Source organism: Paenibacillus sp. FSL R5-0519 (genome assembly GCF_037974275.1).
In the GTDB taxonomy this organism is placed as follows: domain Bacteria; phylum Bacillota; class Bacilli; order Paenibacillales; family Paenibacillaceae; genus Paenibacillus.
This window is the reverse complement of record NZ_CP150234.1, coordinates 6,155,949-6,178,320: the sequence shown is the minus strand read 5'-3', so window position 1 is coordinate 6,178,320 and position 22,372 is coordinate 6,155,949. Positions and strand designations below refer to the sequence as shown.

Genomic DNA, 22,372 nt, shown 5'->3' with positions numbered 1-22,372 from the left:
ATGTGACCTCTTGAGCATGGACAATGGTTACCTGTGCTTTTCACCATTCTCCCGAATCAGGATATCTACCATAAGCTGAAGTTGCTTTTCCAGTGCCAGCGCATCATTACACCAGAATTGTTCCAGTTTGAGAGGATATATCCGGCTCTTTCCGTTATTCATAATCTTGTTCCAGTGTGGTCGTTCCCTGAGTTTGACTTCTGCATCATGATATAGACCGCCTTCATGTGAGGAAAGCACAAGAAACATATGGTTTGCTGCATATTCCGTCAATTGATCTTCCCGAATAAACTGATGATTGTTAGGTTCCAGAACGTCACGCAGGATACTGGGAGGAGGTGTAAGATTGAGTCCGTAATATACGTTGTATGCCGCTCTGGCGGTTGCATTCCAGATACAGATTGTACCATCTTCCCAGAGTTCATATAATCCAACCGTTTCATCAGGCCGGATCATAGCCTCAAGTCGTTCAACTTCACTGCTAACCAGTGAGGTGTAGTGCTCTATCCAGTCTGCGGCAGCCTGCTCCCGACCTATGATTCGCCCGATGAGTTGAACGGTCTCCAGTCGATTTAACTTGTCCCATGGCAGGACCATAACTGGAGCAATCTGTTCCAGTTGTTCGAGCTTATGGGGCAAATAGTATAGATAATCTGGCGCGATGATCAGATCAGGTGGTTCAGTTCGGAGGATTTCTTCCACACCCTGTTCATCTAAATCCAGTACATCATGCAACTCGTCTTGGATTAACGGTGACATCGCCCATGGTAGGAATGAAGCGGCAATGGGTTGAACGCCTAGAGCTAACAGATCTCCTGTGTACTGTACGGTAGCTATTCGTCTTGCGCGGGGCTGTAGTCGGTATTCACTTGGACTCATCCCGGTAAACTGCTTAAATTTTCGACTTAAGTATAAGCCGTCGGAGTATCCCACAAGCAGCGCAATTTCATTTAAGGTGGCCTGCGTGGACAACAGGTATTGCTTCGTCTTGTCCATACGAACTCGGGTCAAGTGAGCCTGAAAGCTGCGTCCAACCTGTTTTTGAAAGAACCTGGAGAAGTAGCTTGCATTAAACCCGGTTAATCTGGCGAGTTCTTCACGGGTGAGATGACTGTCATAGTGATGATTCATGTAGCGAAGTGCTTCACGAATTATACTGTCTACCATTTCTGTAGAAGGTTTAATCGCCAGCTTGAATAATTCAAGCAATTCACTCAGCAGATAATGGGATCTGGCTTCTTCGGTTTGTACACTTCCTGCCCGGTTTTCGGAAAGTTCCTGGATGATTGCCAGCATTCGCAGAACCTGTGGACTTGCTCCGGTCTTCGAACCATGTGAGGGCAAGTTCGCTGATGAAAGCTGATAAACACGCTTGTCAGGACTCTCTTCCGTTAATTCATAATCGTGGAAACCGATATGGTACAGGGTGAAGGCAGAAGGCGGGATATGTATTAGCTCCAGGGAGCACTGGTAATGTAGAAAAAGTAACTGTCCTTTATGTAAAACACCGTGCTCATTACCATATCTATAGTCCACCGTCGCTGTGCATGTAATCAATGAAGGCGTTCTTATGGAAATGGTACTGTTGTGCTGTGTGGATTCCCATGGCATAACACTGGCATTGGTCAGTACGAACATATCTGTGGCCTCCTTAACTGTATATTCTATCTATGAATATATGAATGTATGGACTCGATTATATCAAGCTGTGTAAGTGACGTCGATGTATACGGATGAGCGAAGACAGGTGAACAGACTAAGGCTTGGTCCGCTGTGAATAACTATAAAAAAAAGCCTTGATACTTCCCTAAGGAAATAACAAGACTTCTTCCATATGAAAGACAGATGTTGTTATCCAAACACCTTCGGCTGAAGGTGTAGAGCGACTTGCTCCGTCTGCCGGACCATGTTCGGTGAAAAGGTGCAAGGCAGTCTGCTGCCAACGAGCAGCACGGCACCAGGCACGCTTCCTTCCTGGAACACGGGGACTGCTATGGCACTTACCAGCCGCTCAGCAAGCATTAACGGGCAACGACCGGGTGTATGCTCCCCGGGGGATTGTGCATCAGATCGGGCTGTGCGTCCAGTCCGCAGGGCTGTGCCTACCAGATCTTGTCCGGGGCGCATCTCCATGCGTTTCACCCGTTCATTACTGGACCCAGATGTAACCTTCCAGCGTAGCATCGTCCCGTTCAGACAGGCAAGTCCACAGAAGTCACTGGATGTGCTCAGGCGCAGGCCATCGATCATCTCCTGAATGCCAGATGGCAGTTCATCATGCATGAGGGGACACTTCCTTTTTTTTCGGAATATAACGTACATAAAGTGTAATTATTATCATTAACCTTCGAACAGGATCATCTTAAAGTAAGGGTATTACGATAGTAGTTCTATTGTAGACCCTTTCTCGGTCATTGTAATTCAGGGAAAACCCCTATTTCCGTTCCGTAATCTACTGAACTTGGGCAGTGGAGGGCTCCTGAACCAGGTACATCAAGGGATTGGAAGAATGCGAAGGATGAGGCATATCGGTGAAATGTGACTTTTCTCACAGCAAATTCAGGGAGTTTCTTCTCAATGATCAGGTAATCCCCCGATAACGCTGAGGCTACTTTCGCGATATGATGGATACATAAGGAATCACCGAGGGGGACGAAGGTTATGGGTACAGTATTTGTAGAAAGAACAACCCAGAGAACAGCGCAGAAACAAACGGAGGCGGGCAAAATGACACGAGAAACAGGCGGAATCCTTTCGTTCGTTACATCTGAGCAATGGGACCTGATTGAAGCAAAAATGCAACCCAAACGGGTGAAGTCGGGGTATAGTCTCTTTCTCGAAGGCGATGAAGCCGGATATCTGTACTACATTCGTTCGGGACGAGTAAAAATGACCAAGTCGACGGAGGATGGCAAGGAAATTATTTTATCCATTCAGCAAAGCGGCGATCTCATCGGTGAATTTGGCGGTATCGGTGGATTGAATCATAGCTATAGTGCAGAGATGGCGGAAAAAGGGGAACTGGCCATTATCTCGCTTGGCGATCTGGAAAGTATACTCAGCAAACATGGCGACCTTGCCTTGAAATTCTTGCAATGGATGGCATTGTCGCAGCGGATCACCCAGTCGAGATTCCGTGATCTGCTGCTCTACGGCAAGGCGGGGGCGCTCGCTTCGACACTGATCCGTGCCAGCAATTCGTATGGCCGGATTACGCCGGACGGTATAGTGCTCGACATGAAGCTGAACCATACCGATCTTGCCGAGATGATTGGAGCTACCCGGGAGAGCGTAACGCGGATGCTGGGGGCATGGAAGGAACAAGGAACGCTGGATATGATGGACGGCAAACTGATGATTCGGGATCTGGCAGCCTTGCGTTGCATGTGCGGATGTCCCACATTTCCAAGCTGCCCGGTAGAGCTGTGCCGATTGTAAGGTAGATCGTTCCGGGGAAATCCGAGGTAAGGAAGATTCATCAGTTGCATCCCGGAGGAACAATTGTGATATGGTTCCAAATGAAGCTTCAACTCCACTGGCGATTGGGGTCGTTACGGAGAAAAAGAAGAAAAGCTGGCGTCCCATATATGGGAGTCAGCTTTTTGTGTTTCCGTGAAATTGTTCATGTGCATATTCACTGGAGAGTATCGAATAGATCAACGAGTCATGAAAGCAACCTTTGTAGAACCAGTGCTCCCGTAATAACCCCTCACGCTGCATACCGATTTTCTTCATAACATTCTCCGAAGCCGTGTTATGCGGGCGACACTTGGCGTAAATTCGGTGGATGCCAAGTTCGTTGAAACCGAAGCCTAACAGAGCGCTGGCTGCTTCGGTCGCATAACCTTTCCCTTGGTAAGTGGGATTAAGGACGTAACCAATCTCTGCATTGGTTTTCTCCATCACGTGAATACCTACTCCGCCAAGAAGAGTCCCGTCACTTTTCAAACATATCGCCAGCTCATAACCTTCTCGTGGTTGTGTCTGCTGCATGTCCAACACAAACTGCACGTACTCTCGCGTATCTTCTTCCGTATTCGGCCCCCACGCTGTATGCTGAGTAACTTCTGTCATGGATGTGTAGCTATGTATACTTTCCCAGTCTGTCTCCAGAATATCCCTGATGATGAGTCGTTCGGTCTCGAGTTGCATCGTTGTCCACTTCCTTCATATTTGAATAACTTACTGTACATTGTACAACAAAAAATAGCCCATAACAGATTCAACGAATGAATCGGTCATGAGCCATAATGTAGATTGATGATATATGGAATGCTATTGTGGTTGTTTACATTGAACTGCGGGATAAGTATACGCCAGCTTACGAATAATTTCCTTTTGCCATCTCGTGTCACCCAGGTTGGTTGCCAGGTTCAGAAGATCCAAATAATCGTCAAGCTGCAGATCAGCCTTTTGCAGAGTTGTATTCATGCGATGTTCGTTCCCCTTTATCTATAAAATCGTAAAATCATATGCAGTAGAAAGTTACATGGAGACAAGTTCAAGAATGATAATCATTATCACGTTTATATACTCATTATGCAATGAACGCTGGCAAAATGCAATATCAAGTCAGCAACGAAGTTAAATTTTTTCTGAAAATAGGCTCCTCCACATCACATAGGGAATGTACACACCGAGATATGCAGACGGATACAGGAACCAGCCATTCATCAGGAATTGATGAATTTCGGTGGTGAACGTGGTCATATGAGCATTCGTCGCATACACATCACCAGCGATGACAGTTGCGGCACTGTAGAAGCAGAGCAGCGCAAGGATATGAAATAGCCTCGTAACCATTCGGGAACGAAGAGCAACATAAGCCATAATTAGCGGGATAACTAACAAGAGTACCAAAAATATCAACTTCATCATTGTTTTACTCCTTTGGAAAGTGGAATTCTAATGCTAATCAGTATGGGCAAATGGATGCCATCTCAAAACTTTTTCAATAATTTTACAAAAAGATAGAGGAATTCAGCATATGAACAATTAAATTAAAGGAGGATAACCCATTATCAGGTAATTTGGAGGAGGAGAAAGGGAATATGAAGAAGGCGTTATGGCAGCATTGGATCGGGGCATTCCTGGTCTTTATCATGATGGCAACCGCACTGCTGGGGCCAGGTTCGCAAAGTCCGGTACAAGCTGCAGCACCCCTTACGGTATCTCAGGCCATCGCTGCCCAGAGCGGTGGAGGAACAGCGACGGTTGAAGGAATCATTGTTGGACATGCTACCGGGTCACTTACCGCAAAATTTACATCTCCGTATGCCAATGATTTTAATGTTCTGATTGCCGATTCAGCGTCAGAGCGAACCAACGCCAGATTATTGGATGTGCAGATTCCCGCTTCTTTCCGTTCGCAATATGGACTGGCTACCAATCCCAATCTTGTAGGCAAAAAGATCATTGTCACCGGAACCCTCGGAGCCTACAACAGCTATGCAGGAGTCAAAAACCCAACGTCCATTGCATTTTCCTCCGGAACAACGAACCCTGATCCAGAACCGAACCCAGGCACAACATTACCGGATGGTACCGGTAAAAAAGTATTGTTCGATAATACCCATGCCCAGACAGCAGGTGCTGCCGACTGGATTATTGACGGGGCATTTTCGGATTTTGCCAATGGTTTGCGCAACGCAGGCTTTGTCGTGAATCAGCTGGAACGCAGCATTCCGTATACATTCGGTGAGCAAGCCATCACCTATAATAAATTGAAAGATTACGACGTCTTTGTCATTGGCGAAGCCAACGTGCCGTTCAAAGCGACAGAGCAGGCTGCGCTGGTGCAGTATGTGCAGAACGGAGGAAGTGTTTTCTTCATCTCCGACCACTATAATGCAGACCGTAACAAAAACCGCTGGGATTCTTCCGAAGTATTCAATGGCTATCGCCGCGGTGCCTTCCTGAATCCGGCCAAAGGCATGTCTTCGGCTGAAGCCGAATCACCAGCGATGCAGAGTGTGACGAGTTCAGACTGGCTGGCAACGAACTTTGGTGTACGTTTCCGCTACAATGCCCTTGGAGATGTAAATGCATCGGATATCGTTGCACCTGCTCAATCCTTCGGTATTACGGCTGGTGTTAATGCTGTAGCCATGCATGCGGGATCCACCGTTGCAATTATCGACCCTAACAAGGCCAAAGGTTTGGTGTATGTACCAAGTGGTGTGTCCAAGTGGGGCAATGCTGTCGATCAGGGCGTATATAATGGTGGTGGACGAGCTGAAGGGGCCTATGCCGCCATTGCCAAGGTTGGTGCGGGCAAAGCTGCATTTATCGGCGACTCTTCACCTGTGGAAGACGCTACTCCGAAATATTTGCGTGAAGAGACCGGTGCGACCAAGAAGACCTATGATGGATTCAAAGAAGTGGACGATGCAACGTTCCTTGTAAATACCGTAAAATGGCTGGCGGTCAAAGAGAGTTATACCAGTCTGGCACAAGTGCCAGGACTGACATTGGATACGGCAACAAGCCTGCTCTCCATGGAAGCTCCGGCTGCATCAACCGAGCCACAACTTGAGCCATGGGCTGCACCTGCGGCGGGATACAAATGGTATGATCCGACTACATTTAAGACAGGTTCATACGGAAAAGCACAATAAGTCATATAGACATCAAATCATCATGCCGAATAGGGCCTGACCGTGGAAATTTGTTTGCGGACAGGCTCTTTTTTGCTTGTAATGCCAGATGCATTCACGACCATGATCAGCTCTTACCGCCCTGTCATTGTATATATACTTGCTCCTGGGGGGAAGGTATGGGTATTCAGGATGTGTGCGAGCCATTAATCGAATTAAAGGAGGAGGCGACGTATGATGAAACGGCAAGCAGACTGTGACAGTTCCTCGATGAGACAGAAGCTCAAAGCGGATCTCCATCGTGTAGCAGAACGGATGAATCTGACGTTATCCCGGTTTGACAATGACAGTGCCTGTCTGCTGGGTCAATTTGCAGAGATTCGAGCGGAAATCAAGCAGATTGAGGTGCTCGCCTCTTCGTTTTATCTGGATTGTTATCTGTCGCCCTTTACCGAGAAGTTTGCCGAATTAACTTCGAGCGTACAGCATCTGTCTGATCGGAGGTATGGTGCGTTAATTGTGATTGAACGGGAGATTCCGTTGGAGTCGATCATTCATTCAGGTGTGGCCGTGGATGCCAGAGTGACACATGCGCTCTTGGAATCCTTGTTCATTCCCGGTGCACCCTTGCATGACGGGGCCGTGTTGATTCGTGGCAATCAGATTGTATCCGCTGGTAATGTGCTGCCGTTGTCGCAAGCGGAAGTGCATGAACGAAAAATAGGCACTCGACATCGGGCTGCACTGGGACTCAGTGAATTGACGGATGCGGTTGTACTGGTTGTCTCTGAGGAGACGGGACAGGCTTCATTCGCGGTGGATGGAGATCTGCATCCGATAAATGTGGTTGAGACGTTATCCTAAATTTGAACGATCAAGTGGCCTACTTGGGGCGATTAAGATGATGCTGTTGAGGGAAGTGTGCCCTTCTCCTGTAAGAGAGAGGTTTTTCTATTGATAGACGATAAAATTATAATCTGAAATTCGACAGCTTTGCCCTCGCCATATGAGAAACATCGATCGATGCTTCTCTAACATTGCGATGTGATTTTGCACAAACTGGGTATTCATGGGTACAATAGAGGATGGTCTATGAATAGAAAACAATGCGATTGAATCGCAAAAATGGTTGGAGGAGACGGTTAGCACATGAGTTGGTTTGAAGCAATGGAGCATCACGATTATGAGGAACTGGTTCTGTGCCAGGATCGAAATTCAGGGTTAAAAGCAATTATCGCCATACACGACACAACACTCGGCCCTGCGTTGGGAGGCACACGGATGTGGACTTATGCTTCAGAAGAAGCAGCCATTGAAGATGCGCTGCGCCTTGCCCGTGGTATGACATATAAAAATGCAGTATCCGGCCTGAATCTGGGCGGCGGCAAGACCGTTATTATTGGAGATCCAAGGCGTGACAAAAACGAAGCGATGTTCCGTGCGTTTGGACGATATATTCAAGGGTTGAACGGACGTTATATCACAGCCGAAGATGTGGGAACAACGGAAGAGGATATGAACCTGATCTATCAGGAAACCGATTATGTGACAGGCATCTCAGTAAGCTATGGTTCATCCGGTAATCCATCACCAGCAACCGCTTGGGGTGTATATCGGGGGATCAAGGCAGCAGCCAAAGAAGCATTTGGCACCGATCTGCTGGAGGGTAAGACGATAGCGGTTCAAGGTGTCGGCAATGTGGCGATGCATCTGTGCAAATATCTGTATGAGGAAGGTGCACATCTGATCGTTACGGATATCCATAAAGACGCGGTGAAACAGGCGGTGGATCGCTTCGGCGCAACAGCTGTTGATCCCGCGGATATCACGAGTGTGGATTGCGATATCTATGCACCATGTGCACTGGGCGGCACGATTAATGACGATACGCTCAAGACGCTCAAGGCGAAGGTTGTAGCGGGATGCGCCAACAATCAGCTGCTGGAGACCCGTCATGGGGATCAGCTGTATGATATGGGCATCGTTTACGCGCCTGACTATGTTATCAATGCAGGTGGCGTAATTAACATCGCAGATGAGCTAAATGGTTATAATGCGGATCGGGCGTGGAGCAAGATCGGAGAGATTTATTCCACGCTGGAGAAAATATTCGAAAGCTCACGTACCGAGGGCATCGCTACCTATGTTGCTGCAGATCGTCTGGCTGAGCGACGGATCGAACAGATGAAGAATACACGCAGTACATTCTTGCAGAATGGCCACCACGCGCTGAGTTCCCGGAGATTGCGCAAGTAAATAGTATTGAATCTTTATTAAATCTGTAAACGGTCTGTTAGATAACGGCAACGTCCATTTCTAAGATGGATCGTGTCGTTCTAACAGGCCATTTTTTATGTTGTTATCAGATAAAAAAATGAAAAACAGTGGCAATATCTCCCTAATCGATCAATTCCACTATGCATTTTTCCGATAATGTATATACATCGTTCAGATGCATATGGTTCAGGGAAATGGGGAGAAGTGGGAAATGGGGAAAAGAAAAGGGTTAGGGCATAGGATCAAAAATATGTCGCTTAAAATCAAACTGCCTTTCATGATCAGTGTATTGGTTGTTTTGGTTCTGCTTGGTGCAACGACCACAAGTTATATGATTTCATCTGATGTTGTGGTCAGGAAGAGTAAGGATGAGATTAATGTGATGGCTGACCGCCTTGGGGAAGGGCTTTGGACAGCGATGCAACTTCAGCAACAATTGAGTCATGCGATATCCGTACATAATACCTTCAAGGAACTCTTGGAGCTGCGTAATACAACTGACATGACGGATGAAGAATTTTTCTCGGATGAGAACCCGTATTTCAATAAGGCGAATACGATCTTGACCGACAGTATATCTGACACGGAAGGAAGCAAGCCAGATCTGTTCGTGTTTGATAAGGAAGGAATCATGGTGGCGGGAACCATGCCGGAAGTGATTGGACAGTCACGGGGAGATCGGGAATATTTCCAGGAGTCCATACAGGGGAAATCTTTCATCAGTGATGCGATCGTTTCGAAGAATAGCAAGAAGCTCATTATTGCATTCTCGGAGCCCATCATCGATGAAGAGGGCAATATTCTGGGTGTGCTTGCTATGTCGGTGGACAGCAGCTTTTTCCTGGGTCAACTCGGGGACATCCAGATCAATGGACAAGGCAGAGTTGAAGTGCTGAGCCGGAGCGGTATCATTATGTATGATTCGTTAGATCCTTCCATTGTGGGGCAAACACTGGAAGAGGACAAGGAAGCCATGGAACTTATGGAGGCCAGAGCCACTGACAAAGTGAAAATCACTTCGATGGATCGAGATGATATCTATTATCGTATCAATCAGATCCCTGGTGCAGATCTCTCCGTGGTCATTATTGATGATTATGATGATATTAAGCGCCCAGTAGAGGATATACAGCGCCAGATGCTTATCGTGACCTTGATTGGAATTGCTCTGGCGATTGGCGTGGGATTGTTGATCTCTCGTAGTATAACGAGACCTATCATTCGTCTGATCGGGCTGTTCAAACAGCTTGCTCAAGGGGATCTAACCGTTAAGGCCAATGGCAGATATAACAGTGAATTCAAGGATCTGGCTGAGAGCTTCAATGTTATGGTGGAGCAGAACAGGAACCTTATTACCGATATGAATAATTCGATTCATGTTCTTCAGGCCAGCACTCAGGAATTAGAGGAAACATCTAGACAGACGGCAAGATCCATTGATGAGACCTCGGCGACGTCCATGGGCATTGCGAAGGCGATGGAGGCTCAATCGGAAGATACCGAGCAGATTGCAGGCAAATTCAACAGCTTTGGTGATAAAGTGGCTGCCATGAACAGCAGTGCGCAGGATGTGAAGGCAAGAGCGGATGAGATCGAAACGGTATTCCACAATGGGAATGAAGTTGTGAATGAACTGATGCGTATTAATGAAGTGAACGAGCGGGAAGTGGAGAAAATCTCGGAGATTACGGTCAAACTTCACACAAGTTCGGGCAGTATTAGTCAGATCACGGAAGCCATCAGCCAGATTGCGAAGCAGACCAATCTGCTGGCATTGAATGCTTCCATTGAAGCATCACGGGCGGGAGAGCATGGCCGAGGCTTTGCGGTCGTGGCCGAAGAGATTCGTAATCTGGCAGAGCAGAGTTCCCGCCAGTCCAAGGAAATCTCCAGCATTATCGAGCAGAATCTGGCTGATGTCGCCGAGAACAACCAAAGTGTTGCAGAGATTCACACCATCTCGTCCAGACAGGATGAGCTTGTCTTGCAGACTCGTCAGGCGTTTGATGTGATTCTGGAGAAAGTAATGGTCATTAATCAACAGATCGCCACGATGGCAGGACAGATGCAGGAGATGTTGCAGAATAAGGATGACGTACTGGAGTCAGCACATAGCTTGTCGGCTTCAGGAGAGCAGGTATCTGCTTCCGTTGAAGAGGTAACAGCAACCATGATGGAGCAGTCTGCGACAGTGCAGCAGTTGGCAAACATGGTCGATACGATCGATCAACTGACGCAAAATCTGGCCGAATCGGCTGCAAGATTCAAGGTGGAGTAAGAGTTTGTTGTATATGGTATAGAGAGAAAAAGTAACGACCCCAAAAACACTCTTCGGAGTGTTTTTTGGTTTTGCAACCAGCACCCTTGTGCCATCCAAGTAATGCCTGAATAAGGGCAATGTTCCGTGTGTGTTGTGTTATGGTCTTCATCTTTAAAAAGTAATACATTTCTGATTGAGCAGCTTCATGAATTGATCCAGCGCACTGCTGACATAACGATCCTCACCGCGGACAAAGGTTGTTGTGGTATGAGTATAACGATCTGCGAGATCTAATACGGAGAAATCATCCGGTTTCTTGTGAATAACACTGCACGGCATAATGGTAAATGCGATTCCTGACTCCACACAGCTGAGCAGGTTTTCCATCGTACTCACTTCGATAATGTTGCGAGCGGACAGCCCCTCTTCCTGTAGAAATTGTTCGGTCATTTCACGATACGGACAGCCCTCGGGGAAAACAACCCATGATACTTGGCACAGGCTTTCGGGTGGTGTATCCATCCGCTTGGAGATGATATGAACCGTGTCCTGCATCTCATATTCCACCTTCAGACCTTCCTTCACACAAGCCCCGCTGATAAAAGCACCATCAATCTCATAGTCCTGTATTTTCTTGCGCAGTACTTTGGGTGAAGTGGCGTTGACGAGTGAGATGGATACCTTCGGGTAGGTTATCTGATATTCATTCAGAATCTCCATAAAGCGGCTGGAAGCCGCCGTTTCCACAATGCCGATTTTTAGCGTGCCGGAAGGTTCACCGGGATCTGTCATATCCATTTTCAAATCGTGCAAAAGGTTGTGAATGCGTGAGGCGTATTCAACAAACTGTTCTCCTTTGGAGGTCAGCACAACACCCTTGGGAAATCGGTTGAACAACTGGATTTGATATTCCTGCTCCAGTTTTTTGATGCGTGTCGTGACGTTGGATTGCGCGTAATTCAGTTCTTTGGCAGCCTGAGAGATTTTGCCTGAACGGGCCACCGCGAGAACAATATCGATATCAGAAAGTTCCATGCTGTATCCTCCTGAGTGTGGATTAACTTACATTGCTTCCGCAGATATTCATGTTAGGTATCTCTCTGAGAGATACAACTATATATTACAATCATTTTACGATATATCAGAGCCGCCGTACAATATCCCTAATGACAAAGAGAGTAGGGATATGACATGGATAAGATGAATACACGTACAACACTATTAAGCCCGGTGACAATTCATCAATGGAAGTTAAGAAACCGAATGGTGATGGCACCGTTAACCCGGGGATTTGCTGATGACCATAAGGGGACCGTGACGGATGAGATGGTGGCATATTATGAGCAGCGTGCGCGGGATGGCGTGGGACTGATCATTACCGAGGGTATTAACCCGGATCTGGCAGGCAAAGGAACCTATGGCATCCCCGGCTTATATACAGATGAACAGACGACTTCTTGGAAAAGGGTAACGGATGCTGTTCACAGACATGGCGGCACCATTATTGCTCAGCTGTGGCATGTCGGCAGATTGTCCCATTCTGATCTGATCGGAACCGCTCCACTGGCGCCTTCCAGCCTTGCGGCAGAGGGAAGAGTGCATAAGCTGCATAAGCCGTATCAGATTCCCCAAGTGATGAGTGCACAGGATATAGCGGATACGATTCAGCATTTTCAGACGGCAGCACGCCATGCGGTTCTTGCAGGGTTTGACGGAATCGAGCTGCATGCTGCGCATGGGTATCTGATCGACCAGTTTATCAATGAGAAGACCAACCATAGAACAGACGAATACGGAGGAGATATGGCGGGCAGATTGCGGTTCCTGCGGGATATTATTGTGGCTGTGAAAAAAGAGATCTGTGCAGATCTCATATCGATACGATTCTCCGAGAAAAAGGATGATGATGCATCCTATGCATGGGCGGACAAAGCTGGAATGATCGATGCATATCTGAACTTATTCCGCGAGACGGGAATAACAATCTTGCATCCCTCAACAGATCATTATGCGAAAGCGTGGGAAGGGGAGAAGTCCTTTCACGAGCGGATTCGAAGTCAGTGGGATGGAATTATTATTGGTGTGGGGAATCTGGATGTTCAAACCGCAGAGCACGCGATTGGTAAGGGAAGCATAGATCTGGCTGCGTTCGGCAGACCATTTATCTCCAACCCTGATCTGGTGCAGAAATTGAATGCTGGTGAGCCATTGGTGGAGTATGATGCAGCTAAGCATCTGCCCGTGTTGGTGTAAAAGGGAAAAACCGATTAAGAGAAAAGACTGAAAAAAGGAAAGAACACTACTGACATACTGTTGGCAAGAGCGGGCTTGTATGATCAAGATATAAACAATCCCATATACAAAGGAGAACATTATATTATGTCAGCAATTGGACCCGATTTCATTTCACTTCAAGTGAGCAATCTTGAAGGCTCTGCCGAATTTTATCAAAACTATCTTGGACTTGTACGCTCACAGGCAGGACCACCTCATGCGGTGGTCTTTGAAACCAAGCCTATTGCATTTGCTCTACGTGACCTATTGCCAGGAACAGAACTCGGTTCAGGTGCTCAGCCAGGACTTGGTGTCGCTCTGTGGCTTCATGCTCCTGATACGCAAGAAATCCACGACAAGCTTGTTGCGGCAGGCGTACAAATTACATCTGCACCAATAGATGGACCATTCGGACGAACCTTTACATTTGCCGACCCAGACGGGTACCAAGTTACCCTTCACAGTAAAGCCTAATACGCAAATGTATCCATCTTAATAATAGTGATAACTTCCTGTCACAGGGAGACAAGTGAGTATTACAACAATAAGGGCAGAGCTAATCTTGATGATTAGCTCTGCCCTTATTCCGTTATTCGGATTCAGCGATATATTCATTCTATTCATTGCTGACAATTACCGCTTTCTTTTCCGTAAAGTAATACACCAAAGCGAGCAGTGGCATAATCAGGCCAATCAGCGTAGTGAGACTCCAACCTCCGTTAGCATAAGACCAGCTTCCAAGAGAGGAACCGATCGCACCGCCGACAAAAAAGATTGACATGAATATGCCGTTTACCCGTCCTCTCGCATCATTTCCTAAGGAGTAGATGATGCGTTGACCCAGCACCAGATTACCCGAGACAGCCATATCCAATGTGATCGCTACGATAACAAGCAGGATCAATTCAAACGTGGAGTGGCTATGGAACACATAAGCAAGACCAAACGAAGCAGCAGCGATCACCATGGCAGCACCTGTCAGAATACGTGTTAACCCGCGATCAGCCAGTCTCCCGGCAATGGGAGCGGCAATAGCACCTCCGACACCAGCCAGTGCGAACCAGGCAATGCCTTGCTGTGACATACCGAAATCGTTAGCGAGTCTGAGTGGAACCGTTGTCCAGAACAAGCTGAAAGCACCAAACAGACTGGCCTGATAGAACGCCCGGCGGCGCAGTAGCGGCATCGTTCTGAACAGTGTGCCCAAGGACACGATTAATTGCCCGTATTTCAAGGTGGGTTCAGGCTGGCGAGCAGGAAGAGCACGTGATAGGAGCAACATTAGAAGTGTTATGACAATGGCGGAGAATACAAAGACCGTCTGCCATCCGAAGAGGCTGGTGATAAAGCTCGCGACAGGACGAGCCAGCATGATGCCCAGTAGCAGACCACTCATTACATTGCCGACAACCCGTCCGCGTTGTTCCTCGGAAGTAAGATATGTCGCATAGGGCACCAGAATCTGAGCGACAACAGAACCTATACCAATGAATAGAGAGGCAGTCAGAAATACAACAGCTGTGGGCGAGAAAGCCGCAGCAATCAGGGCAACAACCAGTACGATGAGGAAAAGAACGACCAGGCGTCGATTCTCGGTAATGTCACTGAGCGGCACGATAAACAGCAAACCAATGACATAACCAATCTGAGTCAACGTTACGATCAATCCGGCAGCGGCAGAAGAAAGGCCCGTGGTTATGCTGATCGGACCGATAACGGTCTGAGCATAATACAGGTTGGCCACGATCAATCCACAAGCGGATGCCAACAAAAAAATAATCCAGGTGGGTACAGGAGCCTTCTTCACTTGTTGTGTCATATCCATCTTCATCATCCTCCACAGATTTCATATTCGTATTGAAAATTCGATATTCCCGATAAACGGTGCTGTTTAAAATGTTGATTACTAAACGTTGTGTTCACTAATTACAAACATATAATAAACTAAACGTTTAGTATTGTAAATAGGCTAAAATATTTTAATGAAGATTTAAATGGGGATATAAAAATGAGCGGAGATTAAATTGTGTGTACGCAATGCATTTTAGTATAATAAACGTATCGTTTTTATGAATATTACTGATGATAAAATATATTTTTTGCATCCAGGAGGGCTCAAGATGACTGCCAAAAGAGGACGTCCACGTAACATGGAAACCCAGAATGCCATTCTTAACGCATCCTATAAGTTGTTGTTGGAGCACGGATTCGGGGCTATTACGATTGAGAAGATTGCTGAACGTGCACAGGTGAGCAAAGCGACCATTTATAAATGGTGGCCGAACAAAGGCGCCGTTATCATGGACGGATATATGTCTGCCGCAACGGCAAGATTACCGGTACCGGATACAGGCTCGGTCTTGGAAGATATACGCATACATGCGAGTAATCTGGTTCGTTTTTTGACCAGTCGGGAAGGAAAAGTGATTACGCAGATTATCGGAGAAGGGCAATCGGATGAAGGGCTTGCCGAAGAATACCGTACAAGATACATCCAACCACGTCGGCGTGAAGCTTGGGGCATTCTGGAGAAGGGTGTGGAGCGCGGCGAATTGAAGAGTGGGATGGACATTGGACTGTACATTGATCTGATCTATGGACCGGTATTCTATCGCATGTTGGTAACCGGTGAAGCGATGGATGATGCGTTTGTAGATGTGTTGCTCCGTTCATTGTTTGAAGGCATTCAGTCCAATAAGTAGAAGGAGAGCGGTGATACTACCGGGAGGAAGAGGAGGATGAGGAGGATGAGGGAAGAGGGCGATTCATAGGAATCACCCTGGAGAGAAGTCGTGTGGCATATTGTGCGTGGAAGAACACTTATACCTGGAATATGGGTGAGATGGCTGTGGGCCATGAGTCTGTAGCATTAGAGGACAAGAAGGATGAGTGTTGGGTTAACACCGGGGGTTCATTCCATACTGAACTTGGCAGTTCACGGCGTAATACAGGGGCCACTTCCTTGGCAAAACGCTCCACTTGCTCCAACTGCTCGCTATGCGTCAATCCATCTACGCTGATACTCAGCACCTGATGTCCGTAAGCGGCATGATAGTCCACAATTTTCTGAATGACCTGCTCCGGACTGCCGATTAACGCAGGACCTCGTGCAATGTTATCCTCCAGATCGGTGAAGGGCGACTGGTTATGCTGTGCGGCGGCGGTGGCATGGAACGCTTCATAGTACGGCTTATAGCGACGAATGGCTTCTTCACCCGTATCGGCAAGATACAGACTGCCGGCACCAGAGCCAATCAATGCTTGCTGCGGATCATGACCATAATAATCGAGACGCTCCCGATAATGATCAATTAACGCTTTGTATTTGGCCTGAGGGTGAAAAGAATTCGACGTGAAGAGCGGCTCGCCATATTTGGCAGCGAGTTCGGTTGAGACCGTGCTGGACGCGCTACCATGCCAGATGGGGATGGACTGCTGAAGCGGTCTGGGCCACGTGGTCACGCCCTCAAGCGGAGGGCGATACGTTCCCTGCCAGGTGACATTCTCTTCAGACCACAACCGTCTTAGCAAATGATACCGTTCATCGAGTGAGTCCCATTGTTCCTCTTCGCTTATGCCAAACAGCGGATAGTGTCGAGGGTCATTGCCTTTCCCGATGATCATCTCCAGCCGTCCACCTGATAATTGATCGAGCGTGGCATAATCCTCGGCAACCCGGACTGGATCAAGTATACTGAGAACAGTGACGGTGGTTAGTAACCGGATGCGTGTGGTTGCTGCGGCTATTGCGGTTAATACGACAGGTGGCGATGAAGATAGAAAAGGTGCACCGTGTCGTTCACCGATCCCATAGGCATCGAATCCCAGTCGTTCAGCCAGCTTTGCCTGCTCTAATATATTGTGGAATTTCTGCTGAGTCGTCAGAGCTTCCCCGGTTACGGCATTAGGGAGATTCATCATGAGACTAAACAAGGCAAATTTCATCTGACCTTCTCCTTGAACTGAGTTATTCGTATCTGTGTCGTATAATCCTATTGAAATAGTAGGATATGTAAGTTGAATTAACTGTATCACGTTCTTGCAGATTCTTCTAATGGATTTTTTCTATAAGCAAAAATTCGATTCAGGCCTCCTTGCACAGATGTGAAGGAAATTGCCACGATTTTTATTGACCGCTGTAAAATTTAGGATTAAAATTGTGCATATCATATAAATTCAAAATTTTGGATTTTCATTGTGGAGGTGGGATACATGGAACCTACAACTACGATACGCTCATATATTGAGGACTACATCAGGAAACAGGGGTATACCCTGCAGTATTTTGCCGATATATCGGGAGTTAACGCCGGAACGCTTAGCGCAATTATTAAGGGAACTCGGCCCATCGCTATGGCGCAACTGGATCTGATTACCCAAGGCATGAAGCTGGAAGAGGGATACTTCTACGAGATCTATGGGGCTGAATGTTTCGTGGAATCGGCACCCCATTGGAGGAGATTGGAACCATTTCTCCAGCGCTGTGCTGAATTGGACAAGCTGGAATGTATTCAGAAGATTATTCAGGAAGTGACCGATGATCGCTCGTATATCTCGGAATTGTTCGAGATGGCCGAAGGTATGCTGGAGCGCGGTCAGCAACAAGCTGCTCGCATGTTATATGAATGCGTAGCCGAGTGCGAGAAATACCAGCATTCCGAGCGCCTGGCCCTCTGCCAGTATCGCATCTTCACCCTCTCACTCGGTCAGAATCAGCATGATAATCTAAGAGCCGCCGTGCACTTCGAGCCTTATATTAATCGGCTGGATGAGGAGAGGCAGTTGGATGCGATTAAGGACTTGGCGAATACGTATGCTTCACTTCGATATCGGGACAAGGCGTTTGATCTGGCTGAAGAATTAGATCAGAAAACAAAAATTTTACAATCGTATACAAAGAAGAAAATAGATAAATGTGATAGACTCACTGCCTATCCTTTATTCGTATATAGAGCTTATTCCAATTTGCTTAAATCATCGGCATGTGAGAAGCAGGGACGTTATGAAGAAGCTTTGCTCTATACAGAAGTCTATGCCAAGCTTGCTAAAGTCCCTGAACCGGATGAAGAGGATCAGATCTACATTGATAAATTTGCTGGTTGGGCGGAAGCCAATACTTATTTATATAAATTGATGATGGGTGACCAAAACGTTTTACCTGCATACGTGGAATTTATTGAAAGAAATGAGGAGGAAATTTTACCTGCGATCATTAATATTTTGGAGGCAGCTAATAAGTTTGATAGAAATATTGATGATATTTTGAATAGGTTCAGCGATCGGATTAACTCCGAAATTAATGGTTTAAAAGGGTACACTGAGCAGATGAAAAATGAAATTTATGCAGCATTCTTGTTGGAACGTTCTCTCTACCACTTAAATCGCCATGAATATTCAGAGGGTTTGAAGCAACTTATGTGTTGTCTGAGAGAGTCTGTACGATTTAACAATCAAACAGATATCATACATTGTATTTCTCTATATGAGAAGTACAAAAACATGGGTACGACTGAAATCGAGTATCAGTATAAACTTATCATGATGGAGGTTCAGAAATCTTATGAAAAAAAAGAAGATCTTCTATGTAATCTTGCTTAGCATAATGATTATTAATATAAATCAATTAGCTAATTTGGATGGTGATGTTATTACACAAATAATGTCTATAACGCATGGCGAAGGAGGACTATAACAGCTAAAGTACATTAAATTTTCAAGAAGGTTTACTTTCAATTAACGAGAGTAAGCTTTTTTTGTATTTCCATAGATTGACCGATGTAAAATACAGGATTAAAATAACATTTATTATATCTAATTGAATTATAAGTTATTTGGATGGTGGAGGTGAGATGGTGGAATCGGTACCTACAATAACAATACATATTGAGAAATATATGAGAGAACAAAATCTCAAGTTGCAGCATTTTTCCGATATTACAGGAATTAATGTTGGGACATTAAGTGCTATTCTTAAGGGTAGCAGACCGATGTCTATGAACCAACTGAATCAGATCACTTCTGCAATGGGTTTAGAAAAGGGTTATTTTTATGAAACTTACGGAGTAGAATCCTTCATTGAATCATCGCCTCACTGGAGACGTTTGGAACCATACCTATACGAATGTGCTGAACTAGGTAAATTGCATTGTATACAACAAGTGATCACTCATGTAACGGACGATCGATCCTATATAGAAGAGTTATTTGATGTAGCTGAGAGCTTTTTTGCTAGAGGATTAAAAGAAGCAGCTCTTATTCTGTATGACTGTGTGGCAGACTGTGAGAAATATCAACACTCCGAGCGGTTGGCCTTATGCCAGTACCGTATTTTTCTGCTTCATAAAACACTGAATAAATTCAATAACTTAAATGCCGCAGTAAAATTTGAACCTTTTATCGAAAAATTGAATGAGGAAGTACAACTGGATGCGATTAAAGATTTAGCTAATTTGTATGGCGCGATAAATCTATGGGATAAGGTTTTTGAGCTGGCTAATGAATTGATTCGAAGAGTTGAATTTCAAGTTCAACTTCAATCTATGAGACGGAAAAGAAAACCAAGAGTAGCCTCTTATCCTCTATTTACTTACAAAGCGTATGCTAATCTGCTCATGGCAAATGTATCTGAAGAACGTAAGCAATATAAACAAGCTTTGAAGTACACAGATGTTTATGAGGATATTGTGGATGGAATTGAAAACCCGACAGAGGAAGAACAAGAATTGATAGAGCGATTCAAGGGCTGGGCTGAGGGGAATCGATATTTATACAAAATACTATCTGGTGATTTCGAATTTTTAAATCGTTATTTGGATTACCTAGATATTAATCATGCTGAAATTTTAACAGCACTCACGTATATTATTCAGGCGGCAAATCAGTATTCTTACAATATTGACTATACATTGAATAGATTCCAAAATCACCTTGATCAAATTAAAGCGGAAAGCCATGTACAAGGAGTATATAACGAACAGGCAACAAATTTTAGATATATACGCTTGTTCTACGAACTAGCAAAATACAGATTGAAACAGAACGAAATTGAAAAGGGAATAGAACATCTAATTACTAGTTTAGAACGTTCTTCTTCATGTAATGAAGATTTTATGTGTATCAAATGCATAGACTTATACGGAAAATATAGAGATCGCGCCAGTAAGACCCAGGAAGAGCAGTATACAAAACTAATAGATAAGTTAAGTGTACCAACTTTTCTATAGTAAAACATCTGGGGAGGAGATGAAGACAATGTCCAATATACGTTCCTGTATTGAAGATTACTTGAAGAATGAGAGATATAAGCTACAGCAATTTTCAGAGCTTGCTGACATTAATGTTGGTACATTAAGTGCGATCATCAAAGGAAGCAGACTTATGTCAATGAATCAACTAGACCAAATCACATCAGCAATGGGTTTAGAGCAGGGATACTATTATGATATGTATGGTGTGGAATGTTTTATTGATTCTGCACCTCATTGGAGACGTTTAGAACCGTTTATATATCGTTGCGCTGAGCTTGATAAGCTGGATATTATTCAAAAAGTTATTACTCATGTGACAGATGATCATTCATATATAGATGAGTTGTTTGAAATAGCCGAAGATTTGTATAACAAAGGAATGAAGCAGGCAGCACTTATTCTGTATGAATGTGTGTCTGAATGTGAAAAATATCAGCACTCTGAACGGTTGGCTATGTGCCAGTATCGTATATTTTTGATTAATATAAACTTAAAAAAGTTTGATAACCTTAATGCAGCCATTCGTTTAGAGGTTTATGTAGAGAAGCTCAATGAAGAGATACAGTTGGATGCGATCAAGGAATTGGCTAATGTATATAGTACAATGCACCTATGGGAAAAAGTTTATTCATTGGCAGAAGAATTAGAAAAAAAAACTGATGCTCTATTGAGATTTAAGTCTCAAGGAAAGGCTAAACGTCGTGTTACGGTTTATCCTTTAATTACTTACAAAGCTTATGCGAGTCTGCTAAAGGCAAGTGTGTTTGAAGCACGTAAAGAATATGCAATGGCTTTAAAATATACAGATATTTATGAGAGAGTAGTTGATATTTCTGATCCATCAGAAGAAGAAGGGGTTATGATCGCCAAATTTAAGAGATGGGCTCAAGGAAATCGCATAACAATTAATCTAATGTCTGGAAATCAAGAGTTCATTCTTGATTATCTTAATTACCTGGAACTTTACTCTGAGGAAACGTTAACTGCTTTTATTAATATTATTGAAGTTGCTAATGAACAATCTCTTAAGATTGAGTTTGATTTAGATGAATATGAAGATAAAATCAAGCGATTTTATTTAGATAGAGGGTGCAATTCACGAATTATAACTCATAGATATATGTTGTTCAATTTTGAACTTGCAAAGTATAAATGCAATCGACAAGATTACCAAAACGGTATAGATATAATACTTTATAATTTATCTCTTTCAACGTTTAACCAAGACGATCATATGACAGTAAAATGTGTTGATTTATACGGGGCTTATAGACAACAAGCTAGTTTGTCTCAGCAAGAGACGTATTCACAATTATTTAAGACGATAAATATTAAATAAAACAAACAGCCTATCTGCTTTTGAGGTAGGCTGTTTTGTGTTTTGAAAAAGGGCTAGGCAGAGCGCAATGCCTTTTCTAAAGATTTGTTTTTACAATATTATGCAAAACATATTATGTTCTAAAAAGCACTTGTAGTTATGAGCGAAACTAATAGCTTACTCATATTGAATGTTTTTCTAGAATGTTCTAGAGGGGTACATGCCATGAGAGAACGAAGCATCTTGAAAGACCAAATCGAGCAAGGTAGGCAAGAGTTGAGTCGCTTAGTAGATCAATATGGAATCCCGAATGTGAAAGTGCTTGAGCAGTCGATGGCTTTGGATGAGCTAATTAATGAATATAATCGATTTACTTTAGGAATGAACATGAAAAAGTAAA

Annotated in this window: 20 protein-coding genes; 12 read left to right on the top strand and 8 right to left on the bottom strand. The window is 44.8% G+C overall.

Annotated elements, in window-relative coordinates; genetic code table 11:
* Positions 1–27: 27 nt before the first annotated feature.
* Complete coding sequence (locus tag MKY73_RS27710; protein ID WP_339304625.1) at positions 28–1,638, bottom strand: AraC family transcriptional regulator; 1,611 nt, start codon at positions 1,636–1,638, stop codon at positions 28–30.
* A gap of 213 nt (positions 1,639–1,851) precedes the next feature.
* Positions 1,852–2,283, bottom strand: coding sequence for a GAF domain-containing protein (locus tag MKY73_RS27705; protein WP_339304623.1), 432 nt, complete (start codon positions 2,281–2,283; stop codon positions 1,852–1,854).
* 378 nt (positions 2,284–2,661) lie between these two features.
* Here MKY73_RS27705 and MKY73_RS27700 point away from each other — a divergent pair, with 378 nt between their 5' ends.
* Positions 2,662–3,438 (top strand): Crp/Fnr family transcriptional regulator, encoded by a 777-nt coding sequence (locus MKY73_RS27700; RefSeq protein ID WP_339304621.1) that lies wholly within the window; start codon positions 2,662–2,664, stop codon positions 3,436–3,438.
* 156 nt (positions 3,439–3,594) lie between these two features.
* Here MKY73_RS27700 and MKY73_RS27695 read toward each other — a convergent pair whose 3' ends face one another.
* From MKY73_RS27695 to MKY73_RS27685, 3 genes are all read right to left on the bottom strand, one after another.
* Complete coding sequence (locus MKY73_RS27695) at positions 3,595–4,152, bottom strand: GNAT family protein (RefSeq protein WP_339304620.1); 558 nt, start codon at positions 4,150–4,152, stop codon at positions 3,595–3,597.
* A 123-nt stretch (positions 4,153–4,275) separates the two neighbouring features.
* On the bottom strand, positions 4,276–4,431 hold the full coding sequence (locus tag MKY73_RS27690) for a hypothetical protein (RefSeq protein ID WP_017691064.1): 156 nt from the start codon (positions 4,429–4,431) through the stop codon (positions 4,276–4,278).
* 153 nt (positions 4,432–4,584) lie between these two features.
* The gene (locus MKY73_RS27685; RefSeq protein ID WP_339304619.1) at positions 4,585–4,878 is read right to left on the bottom strand and encodes a hypothetical protein; all 294 of its coding nucleotides are present in this window, start codon (positions 4,876–4,878) and stop codon (positions 4,585–4,587) included.
* 224 nt (positions 4,879–5,102) lie between these two features.
* On the opposite strand from MKY73_RS27685, the gene MKY73_RS27680 reads away from it, so the two are divergent.
* The 4 genes from MKY73_RS27680 to MKY73_RS27665 all read left to right on the top strand — a co-directional run bounded on the left by MKY73_RS27680 (position 5,103) and on the right by MKY73_RS27665 (position 11,151).
* Complete coding sequence (locus tag MKY73_RS27680) at positions 5,103–6,617, top strand: DUF6359 domain-containing protein (RefSeq protein ID WP_339308780.1); 1,515 nt, start codon at positions 5,103–5,105, stop codon at positions 6,615–6,617.
* Positions 6,618–6,830: 213 nt separating this feature from the next.
* A complete protein-coding gene (cdaS, locus tag MKY73_RS27675) occupies positions 6,831–7,460 on the top strand; it encodes a sporulation-specific diadenylate cyclase CdaS (RefSeq protein ID WP_339258459.1) in 630 nt (209 codons plus the stop codon).
* A 285-nt stretch (positions 7,461–7,745) separates the two neighbouring features.
* Positions 7,746–8,852, top strand: a complete 1,107-nt coding sequence (locus MKY73_RS27670) for a Glu/Leu/Phe/Val dehydrogenase (protein ID WP_339304618.1) — start codon at positions 7,746–7,748, stop codon at positions 8,850–8,852.
* 232 nt (positions 8,853–9,084) lie between these two features.
* A complete protein-coding gene (locus MKY73_RS27665; RefSeq protein WP_339304617.1) occupies positions 9,085–11,151 on the top strand; it encodes a methyl-accepting chemotaxis protein in 2,067 nt (688 codons plus the stop codon).
* Positions 11,152–11,304: 153 nt separating this feature from the next.
* On the opposite strand, the gene MKY73_RS27660 is transcribed toward MKY73_RS27665, so the two are convergent.
* Positions 11,305–12,168 carry a LysR family transcriptional regulator gene (locus tag MKY73_RS27660; protein ID WP_339304616.1) on the bottom strand — a complete coding sequence of 288 codons (864 nt, stop codon included), beginning with the start codon at positions 12,166–12,168 and terminating at the stop codon, positions 11,305–11,307.
* Between the two features lie 156 nt (positions 12,169–12,324).
* Between MKY73_RS27660 and MKY73_RS27655 the strand changes: the two genes are divergently transcribed.
* Together MKY73_RS27655 and MKY73_RS27650 are read left to right on the top strand one after the other, a co-directional pair.
* Positions 12,325–13,386, top strand: a complete 1,062-nt coding sequence (locus tag MKY73_RS27655; RefSeq protein ID WP_339304614.1) for an alkene reductase — start codon at positions 12,325–12,327, stop codon at positions 13,384–13,386.
* Between the two features lie 126 nt (positions 13,387–13,512).
* Positions 13,513–13,881, top strand: coding sequence for a VOC family protein (locus MKY73_RS27650; protein ID WP_339304612.1), 369 nt, complete (start codon positions 13,513–13,515; stop codon positions 13,879–13,881).
* A gap of 142 nt (positions 13,882–14,023) precedes the next feature.
* Here the strand turns inward: MKY73_RS27650 and MKY73_RS27645 are convergent, their stop codons facing one another.
* A complete protein-coding gene (locus tag MKY73_RS27645; protein ID WP_339308778.1) occupies positions 14,024–15,238 on the bottom strand; it encodes an MFS transporter in 1,215 nt (404 codons plus the stop codon).
* Between the two features lie 289 nt (positions 15,239–15,527).
* Between MKY73_RS27645 and MKY73_RS27640 the strand changes: the two genes are divergently transcribed.
* Entirely contained in the window at positions 15,528–16,109 is a 582-nt protein-coding gene (locus MKY73_RS27640; protein ID WP_339304610.1) for a TetR/AcrR family transcriptional regulator, read from the top strand.
* 118 nt (positions 16,110–16,227) lie between these two features.
* Here MKY73_RS27640 and MKY73_RS27635 read toward each other — a convergent pair whose 3' ends face one another.
* Entirely contained in the window at positions 16,228–17,352 is a 1,125-nt protein-coding gene (locus MKY73_RS27635; RefSeq protein WP_339304608.1) for an LLM class flavin-dependent oxidoreductase, read from the bottom strand.
* Between the two features lie 267 nt (positions 17,353–17,619).
* Here MKY73_RS27635 and MKY73_RS27630 point away from each other — a divergent pair, with 267 nt between their 5' ends.
* From MKY73_RS27630 to MKY73_RS27615, 4 genes are all read left to right on the top strand, one after another.
* Complete coding sequence (locus MKY73_RS27630; RefSeq protein WP_339304607.1) at positions 17,620–19,005, top strand: transcriptional regulator; 1,386 nt, start codon at positions 17,620–17,622, stop codon at positions 19,003–19,005.
* A 251-nt stretch (positions 19,006–19,256) separates the two neighbouring features.
* Complete coding sequence (locus MKY73_RS27625) at positions 19,257–20,630, top strand: helix-turn-helix transcriptional regulator (RefSeq protein WP_339304606.1); 1,374 nt, start codon at positions 19,257–19,259, stop codon at positions 20,628–20,630.
* A gap of 28 nt (positions 20,631–20,658) precedes the next feature.
* A complete protein-coding gene (locus tag MKY73_RS27620; protein WP_339304605.1) occupies positions 20,659–21,993 on the top strand; it encodes a hypothetical protein in 1,335 nt (444 codons plus the stop codon).
* A 204-nt stretch (positions 21,994–22,197) separates the two neighbouring features.
* A complete protein-coding gene (locus tag MKY73_RS27615) occupies positions 22,198–22,371 on the top strand; it encodes an aspartyl-phosphate phosphatase Spo0E family protein (RefSeq protein WP_339304603.1) in 174 nt (57 codons plus the stop codon).
* Position 22,372: the final 1 nt, after the last annotated feature.